We start from the raw sequence: 13,988 nt of genomic DNA, 5'->3' as shown, positions 1-13,988 counted from the left end.
GCCAGATGGACGAAACCAGAGGTATTTCTACCTCTGATTAGTCCGTTCCGAGCCAGATGGACGAAACCAGAGGTATTTCTACCTCTGATGGGGCCGGTTCTGGCCAGGTGGCGGTGCTCCTAACTTGCGCGGCGACAGCCTCCTGCGAATAATCCCGCCGCCCCCTCCGCGCTATTCTCAACCCTCAGACGCTGCTCCGCCATACAAAGACTGCATCTCCACACACGCCATGACCAGTGCGCCGACGCCGTGCAGATCATTGCTGACCTTCGGGCGGGTGACGTAGTTCTCATAATCACCCGCCGATGTTCCGATGCAGATGTCGGGCAGAATCAGCCTGCCTTCTGCGTCCTGCTGCAGTACCCGGATCAAGCCCTCATACCCCTTGCGGGCAGCGGCCAATGCCCCGGGTGGAGCGATGCCGTGCTTCACAGCCTTGGCAATCGTATAGACGAACAAGCAGGAGCCCGAGGTCTCCAGCCAGTTATCCGGCTGGCTGCCTTTGTCGACCACCTGATACCACAGTCCGCTCTCCCCATCCTGATACCGGATGAGAGCTTTGACGAAGCTGCCCAGTTCGGCAGCGAGCTCCGCGCTACCCGGATCGCCGGCAGGTAGCAGATCCAGAAACTGCGAGACGGCGAGGCCGTACCAGCCCAGCGACCGGCTCCAGAACTCCGGGGAGCAGCCGGTTTGCGGGTTCGCCCAGGGCATGCGTTTGCTCTCATCCCAGGCATGGTACAGGAGTCCCGTGGCCTCATCCTTCATATGCCTCCGCATCAGCCGCTCCTGATGCAGTACGGTTTCACGCAGGCCGGGTTCGCCATAGGCATTGGCATATTTGAGGGAGAATACTCCGGCCATATACAGTCCATCCAGCCACATTTGGTTCGGATATTTATCTTTATGCCAGTATCCGCCTTCCGAGGTCTGGTTCAGCGTCAGCAGCAGGTTGCGCAGCTTATCGGCGGCAATCCGGTACTTCGGCTGGCCGGTCCGCTCATGCAGCGTGAACAGCAGCAATCCTGCCTGAACCGCATCCAACTCGTCCCGGGCAAAATACAAATTGCCGTTCTCATCCACCAGATCATCGACGTATTGCTGAATATATGCAATATAGCGGTCCTCCTGGACAGCTTCCCACAATAGTTCCATACCGCATAGAAACACACCCTGATGGTAATGCCAGCGGTGGGCTGGAGGCAGCTCTCTTGCTTTATAAGTATCCATTAAAGAATCACAGACCTGTTGTGCCCATTCCATAGGTGTTGCCGGCAGACTGCCTATCATCTCCATACCCCTTCCACTATATAAGTAACACTCCTGCAGTTCCAAACCCCCCCTCCACACCTCTTACTAACCCTTCATCGATCCCAGCATAGCTCCCTTGGCAAAATGCTTCTGCAGGAACGGATAGACCATCAGAATCGGCAGCGTAGCCACCACGATAACCGCCATCTTAATCGTCTGATCCGGCGGCGGATTGGTCGCATCCAGGGAGGAACTGTAGTCCATCCCGCTCGCGAGCACCACGATTTGCCGGAGCAGCACCTGAATAGGCCATTTCGCACTATTATCCAGATATAGGATCGCAGTCATATAAGTGTTCCAGTAAGTAACAGCATAGAACAGGGAAATCGTTGCAATCGCCGGCAAGGACAGGGGCAGCACAATCCGGAACAGGATGCCGAAGTCGTTGCAGCCGTCGATTTTAGCCGATTCTTCAAGGCCCTCAGGGATATTCTGAAAGAAGTTTTTCAGGATAATCATATTGAATGCACTAATCGCCGAAGGCAGAATCAAGGCTGCATACGAGTCGATCAGACCCAGCTCCTTCACCACCAGAAAGGTGGGAATCATTCCGCCATGGAACAGCATCGTGAACACCACGAGAAAGTTGAAGACATTGCGCCCGTCCAGATCCCTTCTGGAGAGCCCATAGGCCATAAGGGCAGTGATGAACATACTGAACAGCGTGCCAACGAGTGTAACCCCTATGGAAACACCCATTGCTCTAAAAATCGTGTCCGTCGAGAAAATAAACTTATACGCTTCAAGGCTCCACACCTTGGGAATCAGCACAAACTTGTTGGCCGCAATCTCAGCACTTGTGGTGAATGATCCGGCAACCACGTGCACAAACGGCAGCACGGTAATCAGGGTAATGAGGGCAAGCAGTGTAAAGTTCACAGCAGAAAAGATTCTGCCGCTGATCGTGCGATCTTCTACCATTTCAATTCCTCCCGCTGGTTCTCAATAAACGCCTTCTTCGCCCATTTTTTTGGACAATTTGTTGACCGACATAACCATAATCAGTCCGATCACGGATTTGAAGAATCCGATAGCCGTACTATAGCTGAATTGACCTTGCCGGAGTCCGGCCGTGTACACATACGTATCAATAATTTCCGCAACCTCTCGGTTCATGGAGTTCAGCAGCAGATATACATGTTCAAATCCAAGATCGAGCACGGAACCAATTTTCAGAATAAGCAATGTAATGATGACGCCGCGGATCGCCGGGAGGGTAATATGCCAGATTTGTCTGAGCCGTCCGGCTCCGTCCATGCGTGCAGCTTCATAGAGTCCGGGGTCAATAGCCGCAATCGAAGCCAGATAAATAATCGTCCCCCAGCCCGCTTCCCGCCAAATGACTTGAAGGATATACATCGGCCTGAACCAGCCGGGACTCAGCAGGAAATTAATCTTTTCAAAACCGAAATAGGCCAGCAGCTCGTTGATAATCCCGCCGTCCATCGTAACCATGACAAATGAAATCGACACAACGATAACCCAAGACATGAAATGGGGCAAATAGATGAGCGTCTGAAAGGTTCTTTTGAAAAAGCTGCCTCTCAGCTCATTCAACATTAACGCCAGAATAATCGGAACCGGAAAATAAAATAAAATGTTCATTCCGAACAAAATCAAGGTGTTCCCCAGAATATTAAGGAAATCCGGCTCCGCAAATAAACGGTGAAAATGCTTCAGCCCCACCCAATCACTTCCTGTTATCCCCTGGTAAGGCTTGTAATCCTGAAACGAGATGATCAGACCGTACATCGGCAAATATTTAAAAACCACAAAATACAGCACACCCGGAATCAGCATGACGTAGAGCAATTTGTTTCTCCACAGACGTTTTTTGAGCTCACTGCTGCTCTTATAGCTCTTGGGCTTCAGCTCGGGAACCACACCAGGCTGAGCGGAGACTTCCTGCATAATACTCTTCCTTTCTGCTTCATAATTGGTGCCTGACTGCCGGCTCGCCAAGAGAATCCGAAAAGACTGCTGAACTACCGTTGTTAGCAGCCTTTTCAGCTTCATTTGTATTCAGTTACTACAAAACTGCTGCCTACTTCTTATACACGGCATTGTATTCTTCAATAATCTTCTGGCCGCCGCGGTCTTTCCAGGCCTGCACTTCTTTTTCGAATCCGGCCTTGTCGATTTGTCCGTACATATATTTGTATGTGGCATCTGTAATGATCTGTTGAAGCTCTACGCCCTTGGAAGTATAGGTAGGGGAATCCAGCGCAGCCGTAGGATCAGCCACACCTACCTTCACATTCTCCAGCAGCAATTCTTCAGCATGGATTCGGCCTGGAAGCACATTCAGACTTTGGTACATGCCATTCGTATCCGCTTCACCGATTACACTGTCCTTGTAGCCCTTAACCTCACGCTCAATCAACTCTTTGTCATCAGCAGGTTTGGCTCTGCCGTCTACGACAGTGTAGTGGGTCCCTTCAATGCCCCAGTACATCAGGTTGGCAACCTCAGGAGTCATCATCTTGTCATAGAACGCCAGAATTTTCTTCAGCTCTGCCTCATCCTTGACTGCAGATTTCGGGAACAGCACCACATTGTTGTAGCCCGGAATCATCCATTGCGCGAACTTTCCGTCCGGTCCGGCAACCATACTGTGCGTATCCAGCACGGCATCCGGGAAATTCTTAATCAGGTCTTTGTTCAGGGTATCAATATCCTGCATCGAGCCCCCGATATACATCCCCGCTTTGCCGCTGACGAACATTTTTACCGCATCCGTTTTACTGGTCGCCGCGAAATCCTGGTTCATGTACCCAGCATCGCGGGCTTTTTTGAAGAAATCCATCGTGTCAAAATACTGCGGGAACGTAAATTCCGGCTCCAGCTGTCCATCCTTCTCTCCCCAGTTGTTCGGTGTGCCGAACCAGGAGGATACGGTTTTGAATGCACCATAGACCAGTTCGTTACGGTCCACGATACCTACGGTATCTTTGTTGCCGTTGCCATCCGGGTCCTGCTCCGTGAACGCCTTGGCCATGGCAAACAGCTCATCCACATTCGCCGGCGGCTTCAGGCCCAGCTTGTCGGCCCAGTCTTTGCGGTAAATGATGCCCTGGCGTGCCAGCGGCCGTCCAATGTACAGGGTATACAGCTTGCCGTCCACCTTGGTATTGTTCAGAATTTCCGGCTTCAGCTTATTGAGATTCGGGAACTCGCTTAAGAGTGGTCCGATCTCCCAGAACTGCCCGTCCTTGATCGACTCTTTCATCTGGAGGAAAGTGGTCTGGTTCTTCAAATACGTAACCTGCGGCAGAGAGCCCGTGGCGAACGAGGAGTTCAGTTTCTCTTCATACGTATCCGCCGGGTAGAACTGATAGGTGAGCTTCGTATTCGTTAACTTCTCCACTTCCGTCTTAATCGTATCCGGTGGAGTCTCTGACGTGTTCAGTGGAAGCATAATCTTGATCTCTGTCGGTTTCTCCGGCTCCGGTGCCTTAGTTGCGGTGTCTGTTCCGCCGCTGGGGCCCGCATTGCTCGGGGATGCTTCGTTATTCTTGTTGTTGTTTCCTGAACACGCTGTCAACATGCTGAACGTGAGCAGTGCAGACAGGAGCAGGGTGAAGGATTTTTTGTTCATGCCAATTTGACCTCCGTTTAACTTGTATTGGTTACAAGCCTCACATTACAGCGTCCAGGAGGTTACGAATACAATCATTTGCTCATAAAGGGGCCTTTCTGCGGCGTTCTGGGGAAATGATTATCGTGATAACGGGAGCATTGAACTGAAAGCTGGGCGGGCGTGGGAGGTGGCTGGCGTGGCTGCGGGGAATGTTTGGACTTTCGGCCGCTGTTATGTTTGGATTTCTCTAATTATAGACCGCTGCTAGCGGTAGAAATCCAAACATAAAGGCGGACGCTGACGCTCCTACAGTTCCAAACTTCCCCTCCGCCACTCCCACCTCCCTTGCGGGTGGTTTTAAGTTCAATGCAGGGAGGAAGAGCAGAAAAAACCCGCCGCATGAATCTGCGGCGGGGGCAGGAAGCAAGCTTATTCTTGGCAGAAACAGAACTGATCCATTTTGTTAACTAATATGTTAATATGTACAATATAGTTTATTCCATTTTTATGTAAATAAACATCTGTTTTTTTGAAATAAGGGATGGTTTTATGACAAAAAAACAAAAACTTCATTCGTTTCAATAATTATATTACTAGTTTTAGGAGCCACAATAAGTCTCCAAATGTATAAAAATAAAATGAATCAAGAAATTCAATCTTACTTATTTAACCAAAGAGGTTACACAAAAATAGATATAAATAAAATATATACACAAGTTGGAAAGGCCCCATTGGTAAGTACAACTGTTATTTTCAATGATGATAAAGACAATAGATATTTCTACCGCAAAGAGAAGGAGCGAATATATCAATATAGTATGGCACCTGTACAGGGTGTAGATGATGGTCATCAGCAATACAAGCACAAAGAAAACTGACGATAAACATAAAAATAACGGAGAGGGTTTGCCTTTTGGGTTTTGCCTCCCTGCTACGTACTACGCTACAAATATGTCACGGAAAAAAGTTCGAATGGAGTTCAGCAGCAGCCGCCTCCCCATACTCCTGAATAATCAGATTGCCGCCGCCTGCCTTCCGCTTCTCTACCTCCTGGCGGAAGCCTTCGGCGGAGATATTGCCCAGGATATAATTGTAGGTGGCATCCACGATAATGGCCTCAGCTCGGTATTCTTTTCGTCAAAGGTTGCCGAGCTGAGGCTGACGGTCGGATCATCGACCAGGAACTGCTCATTGTCTTCGCTAATCTGGTCAGCGAGAGCGGTCAGCTGCTCTTTTTGCGCCACCTCCATAATGTTCTTGTTGCCGATATCCGCGATCATCAGGGAGTAGAGCGGGCTCACCTCATTCACACGCAGCTGCGAGGTTTCTTCAGGGAGAAACTATACTTTGGAAAGGGGGAATAATGGTGAATCCAAAAAAAACTGTAAAATATATTTTTATTTTCTACTTAATCTTGGTCTTCAATTTTGTCATTATAAAGTTCTTTGGTGATTTCGGAAGTCTGATTGATCGCATCAAAGATAGAATAGAATTAATAAAAAACGGTTATTGGCATTTACAAATAAGACCTTTTGAAACTCTTTGGCCTTCAATTAAGTTGATAATGTCAGGCACTGGCGGGCCAGCTATGCATAATTTAATCGCTAATGTAATTGTGTTTATACCAATGGGCCTGTTAATCCCCATGCTTTTATCTAAACCGAGCTTCGTAAAAGCAATAGGGATTTCCATTGGGTTAATTGCAACAGTTGAATTGCTTCAGTTTATCACTCTACTTGGAGTTGCTGATATAGATGATGTTATCGTTAATACCAGCGGGGCCATAATTGGCTATATTTTTTATTCAATAGTAAAAACATTTATTACATCCATAAGGACGTAATAAATGTTTTTACTAGATTTCCCGGCCAAAAAGGTCAATGAGTCGCACCACTCCATCTGTGGGTCACAATCAAGGTGGATTCGCTCTTGCTCTCATTGTGGTACTTATTACGAGCTGACAACGAGTGTAAAAGAATATCTATTCAATCCTATTCCCTCTCCGCCGCCTTCTCCGCCTCCCCATACTCCTGAATAATCAGATTGCCGCCGCTTGCCTTCCACTTCTCTACCTCCTGGCGGAAGCCTTCGGCGGAGATATTGCCCAGGATATAATTGTAGGTAGCATCCACGATAATGGCCGAGAGCTCGGTATTCTTTTCGTCAAAGGTTGGTGAGCTGAGGCTGACGGTCGGATCATCGACCAGGAACTGCTCATTGTCTTCGCTGAGCTGGTCAGCGAGGGCGGTCAGCTGCTCTTTTTGCGCCACCTCCATAATGTTCTTGTTGCCGATATCCGCGATCATCAGGGAGTAGAGCGGACTCACCTCATTCACACGAAGCTGCGAGGTTTCCTCCGGGAGAATCACTTTGCCGTCCTCCAGCTTATAGTGCCGCCCTTCAAATCCGTATTTCATCAGATTGGCGACATCCTTATCCATCGTCCGGTCAAAAAATCCGAGTACTTCCTTCAGCTCCTTCTCCGTGGCAATGGCCTTTTTGGAAAAGAGATAGAGTCCGTTGTAGTTGGGAATGGACCATACCTTGTAGCCATCCGGCCCTTGGATCCGGTTAATCAAGGTCAGCTCGGCGGCGGGATTGCTGGCTTGGGCCTCAATCGAGAGACGCTGCACATCGGTCATACTCCCGATGAACATGCCAGCGCTGCCCCGTATGAACTTATCCCGCTGCACCTCCTTGCTGGTTAAGGCGAAATCCTGATTCATCATTTTTCCATTGTACAATTGCTTCATAAAGTTCATCGTATCCATATATTCAGGCGTCTCAAATTCAGGGATGAACTGGCCGTTCACCAGCTTCCAGTTATTCGGCGTACCGAAGTAGGAGCTAAGCGTCTTGAATACTCCATACACCAGATCATTGCGGTCAACCAGGCCCAGCGTATCCGGTTTTCCGTTGCCGTCGGGGTCATTATAGGTGAACTCCTTGATGACGTTATACAGCTCCTCCAGCGTCTGCGGTTTGTTCAAATGGAGACGATCGAGCCAATCCTTGCGGATGATAATTCCTTGTCTGGAGGATGGGCGCTCCGTGTACAGGCCGTAGAACTTCCCGTCCACAGCAGTCTGATTCAGAATTGAGGGGTCCAGTTGCTTCAGGTTCGGGAAATCCTTAAGATAGGGACCAATCTCCCAGAAGGCCCCCGAGCGGATTGCATTTTTGACCAGATTATAATCCGTAACCTTTACAAAAGTGACTTTACCCAGGGAGCCGGTCGCCATCGCCGTATTCATTTTGTCGGTATAGACGCCCTCTGGAACCCAAGTGATCTCCAGCCCCACACCGGTCAGCTTCTCAATCTCCGCAACAATATCTTTGGCCGGGGTTTGAGGGAAATGGAGCGGTGCCAGGATGGAAATCGACGGAACCTCTCCGCCGGAGCCGCTGCCTGCAGCATCCTCCCCGCTGCAAGCGCTTAACATAATCATCATCACAAGCAGAACAAGCACACAGCTATATCGGGCAGCCCTGCGCCCCAAGTCCGGTCTGAACATCCATGTATCCTCCTGGCCTATAAATTATACATTTCACTCCTAATTGATGTACAAATTGCATTTGATAGGGATAAATAGAGAAAATGATTATTGCGGCACCAGATGATTATTGTTATTATCCTTCGTGATGCATACACTGAAGACAGGCGACTGCTTCTAATTCATGCAAAAGGTGCTGAATCTATTGAAACATTTAAGCTTCCTGAACAAATTAACCATTTTCGCCTTTGTCCTCAGCACATTGCCTGTGCTGTTCATTGGTTCTTTTTCTTACTTCACATCCTCCAGCGAAATTCAAAAAAATGTTAACCGTAACAAAAAGGAACTTATTTTACAAATTACATCAAATGTAGAGCATAAGCTGGCTACTGTCAATCAGACCTTAAATCAGGTCGTGAACTCCTCTGTATTGAAAAAGGCTCTGAACAATCCGTTAAATGTAACCGATTTCATTTTATATAATGACATACGTACAGAAATCCGCAATATGCAATCTTTTGATACAAAGTTGGAGGATGTGATCCTGCTGAACCAGCGGCAGAACTGGATGATCAAAAATTCCGGGCTCTACCGTCTGAATGAATACGAGAATTACGAGCAGCTGACCAACCTGATTAATCTGCCTGACGAAACTTCCTGGGTCCTGAATCCCGCTTCCCTGTTCTACAGTGAGGAGAGCATTAACGTCACGGGGTGTGAATACAACATCAGCCTGATCAAGAAGCTGCCCACTACCAAGCTGCAAAAATACGGGCTGGCGATTGCCAATATTCCGGCCTGCAGCCTGCAGGATTTCATCAATTCCGATCTGCAGCCACTGGACAGCATTATCGTTCTGGACAGCTCCGGACGAATTCTGCTGCACCCGGACAGGAGCCTCATCGGCCAGCCGGCTGCAGCCAGCGGCTTCAAGGATTTCGCGCAAATTTCCAGCGCCGCCAGCCCATCGGGGCAATTCAAGACCGTAATGGACAAAAAGGATTATTCCATCACCTATACGCGTTCCCAGCAAAACGGCTGGATCTATCTTTCGGTGACTTCAATCGCAAGTCTGACCAAAGAGTCTAACAAAATCGGAACCTACACCGTATATGTATGTACTCTCATGCTGCTGCTCTCCGTTCTGCTGGCCTGGCTCGGCTCCCGCAAAATGTACACGCCCATAGAGCGTCTGCTGAACCAGATGGGCCAGCGCAGGCCGGATATCCGAAAACGGCATACGAATGAGTTTCAGATCATCGGCGAGCAGGTCCATCATCTGTTCCAGTCCAAGTCCCAGCTCGAGAAGGAGGTTGCCCAGCATATCCAGCAGGTGCGCACCTTTGTCCTGATCAAGGCCTTTCAGGGGAATATCAAGAAACGGGAGCTGCTGGAGGAGCTGGAGCAATTCGGCTACCAGACCCAGCTGGAGGAATGGCAGACCATGGCTGTAATTACGACCAGTATTGACTTCTCTGAAGAGAACAGCTATCAGAAAAAAGATCTCAGCCTGCTGCTGTTCGCCGTACATAATATGATCGAAGAGCTGGTCCCATCAAGCAACCGGCTGGCGCCGGTGATCATGGACCATACCGTCGTGACGCTGATCGGGAGTGCAGACGGCGATGCAGAGTCTTTTCACAAAACACTCTATTCACTGACCGAATCGCTGCAGCAGAAGATCAATAACTATCTGAAGCTTGCGGCCAGCATCGGGCTGAGCCTGCCCTTCCATGCCTTTGATAAAATGTCGATTGCGTACAGGGAAGGCCTTGAAGCCCTGAAACACCGGATCACGCTGGGTAAGGGCATCATTATTCAATATGAAAATATCAACTCCGGCAACCATTATCTCAATCTGAGCTATCCCACTCATAAAGAAAATGACCTGATGGACGCCATTAAGCTGGCGGATACCGAGAAGGCAAAGGACCTGCTGCACAAGGTGTTCAGCTGTATTTTCTCACCGGGGCTGTCCCCGCAGGAATGCCAGATTCCCCTGACACGCCTCTTGAACAATCTCCTGATAATGATGCAGGAATCAGGGATCAGCCTGAGCCAGCTTCATCCGGTGAACGGCTCGTTATTCGAGGAGCTGACGGATATTCATATCGTCGCTGAGATTGAGGACTGGTTCTGGACGGTGGTCATCCAGCCGATGATCCGCATCTTTGGCAGCAGGCAGAATGCCCAGTACCATAATATCTCGGAGAAGCTGATCGATATCGTCCAGCATGATTATGACAAGGATCTCACCCTGGAGGAATGTGCTTCCCGGCTGCACTATAATGCCAACTATATCAGCAGTGTGTTCCGCAAGGAGACGCAATATTACTTCAGCGAATATCTCGCCATGTACCGGTTCAAGATGGCGAAGAAATGGCTGGAGGAGACCGACATGCCGATCAAGGATATTGCCGCCCGGCTACGCTACAATAATTCGCAGAATTTCATCCGCTCGTTCCGGAAGCAGGAAGGGATGACCCCCGGCCAGTACCGCGAGAATGCCGGCGCAAGGCAGCGGGTGGTGCCGGATGATTATTGACGGAAGAATGTATAGCGTAAAGCCTATGAATTCCGGCATACTATTCTCAAAAAGCCGCGGCCCAGAAGGAGAAGGCTCCTTGGGACCACGGCTTTTTGGGCGTTGGAGGATGTTTAGGCTTTCGGCTTGCGCGATTTGCTTCTTCTGATGAAAAAAATGACTCCAGCCGCCAGCAGCACAATAACTGTACCTCCGGCAAGCACAATATTCCTGATGTCCGGCACATACACCACCAGACGCATCGGCTCGGAATCAGCCATCGTGATGTGCCAGGTCAGTGTATTCCCATCCTGCTCGTCAGCGTTGTTAGGACCATAGAGATTGTATGGCAGCGTTAGTTTGAACGCCAGTTCTTGGCTCTGCATGAACAGCCGGACCAGCGACTTGGGTACACTCAGCGTTCCAAGGGTGTCTAGAATTTTATCCGAATAAGCGTTCAGCTTGGGCTGGGCCACCACGTCATACCGAGTGTACAGCCACTTGTTTTCGGTATCTACTTGTGTGTCCACAATATCAAGGTTTCCCGCATTCAGCTTCACATCCTGTATGGAGGCATAGGATTTCAGAAATTGATATTCCGTGGATTTGCCCACTTTTGTTTTGTGCAGTTCAATCCCTGCCGCCTGTAGTCTGCTGCGAAGCAGATCCTCAATGGTACCGCCCGCCAGCGACTCTGCACGTGAATCCAGCTTAAGATTGAATGCAATATCCATGCCTCCGTCCTTCTTCACCGTGACATGTGCCGTCCCATTGGCACGCTGAGGTTGTAAGTCATGTATTTTCTTTAATGGATTAGGCTCTATGCCTCCAGCAATATCGGTTTTCTCGTTTTGATAGAGAATCTCTGAAATTGAAAGCGACCAAACAAACAAGAAAATATATAAAACACTGCTTTGCAAAACTCAAAGGATAATTAACTGACTCCTCCATTTTGCACACCTCACTTTTATATGCATTTACGTTATATCATTCAGAATAATATGTAAATCTCCCGTATCATTGCAGGATGCCCTGCTAACTTGCTGCTTATAATGACTTACTAATATCAGAGGCATTATGGGAGGCTAACGGATTTACAGGAGCTTACGCACTTGAGCACACGCATGTCGGTGCAAATTCGGGTGGGTTTGCAGTATTGGCCAGGGAAAACTATATCGTATGAGACCCGTAGAGAGCCGTTAGAGCCGTTACTATCGGGGGGCGAAGGAAAAACTCATCACATAACTCGCCACAGGTAGGCTCACAAAGGATTCAGCGGACGAGGAAGCCGATCAATACACTGAATCATTCGAAATTGGGATTTTACAAACGTCAAATACGCAATCTATGACGTTAAATAAAGCAATAAACACTTACCAATATAAAAAAGCCCACTAACCGGAACCAGTGGGCGATTTTGCATTTTACTTCGGACTACACGCCGGAGCTTCCGATCAGTGTAGTTTCACTCAAACCTCCTAACACCGCTATGAAAGCAACTATATGTAAATTAAAATTCATACTCCATACGCTCCCTTTCTTTATTCACTCTCTGTACCAGGATGCTTGCAAACTGTACATTTTATAATACGCACCCAGTTTGTTGATCAGTTCAGTATGTGTACCTTGTTCAATAACCCTACCATTATCTATAACAATTATACGATTGGCATTTTTAGCCCAGCCCAATCGATGTGAAATAAAAATAGCTGTTTTATTCTCACATAAGCAAAAAATATTATTCATGATTTCAACTTCCGTCTTCGGATCTATAGCTGATGTAGGCTCATCAAAAATCAATAGATTTGAATCACTAAATAACGCTCGAGCAATCGCTAACTTTTGCCATTGACCACCTGAAAGTTCTTGCCCATTTTCAATATTTCTGCCTAATGGTACATCGAGATCACCAAGTTTCTCATAAATATCATAACAATTGCATTTTCTCAATGTTTCAATAATTAATTCATCATTATTGATTTGTTTAAGATTCCCCAAGGAAACATTTTCTCTTAAAGTCATTTCGAATTTAATGTAATTTTGGAATATAATTGAGAAATTATTGACTCTTTTTCTTTCATGATTCCAAAGAATCTGACCTTCATTTGGTTCATAAAGCCCAATTATGCACTTTATTAAAGTTGATTTACCAGCTCCATTGTTTCCTACGATCACAACCTTTTCATTTTTTTTGATATCAAGATTGATATTTGATAGAACATCACTCTCAGAATTTTTGTAGCGAAAGTTTACATTCTCCATATTCACTGAATGAATAGGGATCGCTAGATCTATTGATTGATTTTCAGCGCTAGGATAGGTCATGAATTCATGAAAATCATACAATCTTGTGCAGTTGATATAAAGTTTGCTTAGTGGCCATGTTAGTGTTAAAATCTTATTTCCAGATTGAACAAGGGCTAAAAATATCGTAGATATCAAACCGATTGATATGTTTTCAATCATTGAGATGTCTTTGATAAGCAGATATAATACAATGAAAATAGAAATGGACTGGATAGTGGTCGTAATCATACCTATTTTGATCTCAGAACGTCTTTTCGTCATTCGTTTGTTATGCTGATACTTTATTGTTTTTTCCCACAAATCCATAAAATAGCTTGCTGAATTGTATATCCTCATCTCTCGTACAAACTTTGAATTGCTTAGAATATCTCTTAAATAATCCCCTGTCCTGCCTTCAAGAGTCATTTCTCGATTGAATTTCCTAACTATAATTTCAGTTCTCATCTTTATACATAAGTTAACAACAATCATTAACATGATTATAACGGAAACGACATAAAATCGTTCAGTTATCGTTAACAATATAATACTGAACAAAGATGATCCAATTGCAAGCGCTGATTCGAAATTGAACAATATGTTTAATAAATCTTCTCCAACAACTTGTTCGGCTCTTTTTAGTTTATTACAAAATTCTTTATCATCGAAATGAACATATTCCACTTCATAAGCTTTTTCAGTAATCTGTTTTCTAAATATAATAGATATTCCATTTTTCAATCGGTTACCCAATACTTTTTGCAAAAATTCACTTGATAGTCTCAATATGGAG

Annotated in this window: 11 protein-coding genes; 3 read left to right on the top strand and 8 right to left on the bottom strand. The window is 46.9% G+C overall.

Annotation, left to right across the window (positions count from 1 at the left end; translation table 11 throughout):
• Nucleotides 1-177 precede the first annotated feature (177 nt).
• From A3844_RS23820 to A3844_RS23805, 4 genes are all read right to left on the bottom strand, one after another.
• Entirely contained in the window at nt 178-1,290 is a 1,113-nt protein-coding gene (locus A3844_RS23820; protein WP_083606992.1) for a glycoside hydrolase family 88/105 protein, read from the bottom strand.
• 66 nt (nt 1,291-1,356) lie between these two features.
• On the bottom strand, nt 1,357-2,232 hold the full coding sequence (locus A3844_RS23815) for a carbohydrate ABC transporter permease (RefSeq protein WP_074108664.1): 876 nt from the start codon (nt 2,230-2,232) through the stop codon (nt 1,357-1,359).
• A 21-nt stretch (nt 2,233-2,253) separates the two neighbouring features.
• Nucleotides 2,254-3,222 carry an ABC transporter permease gene (locus tag A3844_RS23810; protein ID WP_074083867.1) on the bottom strand — a complete coding sequence of 323 codons (969 nt, stop codon included), beginning with the start codon at nt 3,220-3,222 and terminating at the stop codon, nt 2,254-2,256.
• Between the two features lie 133 nt (nt 3,223-3,355).
• A complete protein-coding gene (locus A3844_RS23805) occupies nt 3,356-4,909 on the bottom strand; it encodes an extracellular solute-binding protein (RefSeq protein WP_074083785.1) in 1,554 nt (517 codons plus the stop codon).
• A 605-nt stretch (nt 4,910-5,514) separates the two neighbouring features.
• Here A3844_RS23805 and A3844_RS23800 point away from each other — a divergent pair.
• Nucleotides 5,515-5,769: a hypothetical protein gene (locus tag A3844_RS23800; RefSeq protein WP_083606991.1), complete on the top strand. Its 255-nt coding sequence runs from the start codon at nt 5,515-5,517 to the stop codon at nt 5,767-5,769.
• A 165-nt stretch (nt 5,770-5,934) separates the two neighbouring features.
• Here A3844_RS23800 and A3844_RS32435 read toward each other — a convergent pair whose 3' ends face one another.
• Nucleotides 5,935-6,201: a hypothetical protein gene (locus tag A3844_RS32435; RefSeq protein ID WP_244169836.1), complete on the bottom strand. Its 267-nt coding sequence runs from the start codon at nt 6,199-6,201 to the stop codon at nt 5,935-5,937.
• A 53-nt stretch (nt 6,202-6,254) separates the two neighbouring features.
• On the opposite strand from A3844_RS32435, the gene A3844_RS23795 reads away from it, so the two are divergent.
• On the top strand, nt 6,255-6,734 hold the full coding sequence (locus A3844_RS23795) for a VanZ family protein (protein WP_074083783.1): 480 nt from the start codon (nt 6,255-6,257) through the stop codon (nt 6,732-6,734).
• Between the two features lie 148 nt (nt 6,735-6,882).
• Here A3844_RS23795 and A3844_RS23790 read toward each other — a convergent pair whose 3' ends face one another.
• The gene (locus A3844_RS23790; protein ID WP_074108663.1) at nt 6,883-8,406 is read right to left on the bottom strand and encodes an extracellular solute-binding protein; all 1,524 of its coding nucleotides are present in this window, start codon (nt 8,404-8,406) and stop codon (nt 6,883-6,885) included.
• A 184-nt stretch (nt 8,407-8,590) separates the two neighbouring features.
• Here A3844_RS23790 and A3844_RS23785 point away from each other — a divergent pair, with 184 nt between their 5' ends.
• A complete protein-coding gene (locus A3844_RS23785; protein ID WP_074108677.1) occupies nt 8,591-10,930 on the top strand; it encodes an AraC family transcriptional regulator in 2,340 nt (779 codons plus the stop codon).
• A gap of 113 nt (nt 10,931-11,043) precedes the next feature.
• Here A3844_RS23785 and A3844_RS23780 read toward each other — a convergent pair whose 3' ends face one another.
• Together A3844_RS23780 and A3844_RS23775 are read right to left on the bottom strand one after the other, a co-directional pair.
• Complete coding sequence (locus A3844_RS23780) at nt 11,044-11,643, bottom strand: hypothetical protein (RefSeq protein ID WP_143192144.1); 600 nt, start codon at nt 11,641-11,643, stop codon at nt 11,044-11,046.
• An 811-nt stretch (nt 11,644-12,454) separates the two neighbouring features.
• The coding region (locus A3844_RS23775; RefSeq protein WP_074108661.1) for an ABC transporter ATP-binding protein at nt 12,455-13,988 on the bottom strand (1,534 nt) is incomplete at its 5' end.

This window comes from Paenibacillus helianthi (assembly GCF_001909055.1).
Taxonomy (GTDB): domain Bacteria; phylum Bacillota; class Bacilli; order Paenibacillales; family Paenibacillaceae; genus Paenibacillus_AQ; species Paenibacillus_AQ helianthi.
Note: the sequence above shows the minus strand (reverse complement) of the source record. Positions and strands in the feature narration are given on the sequence as shown.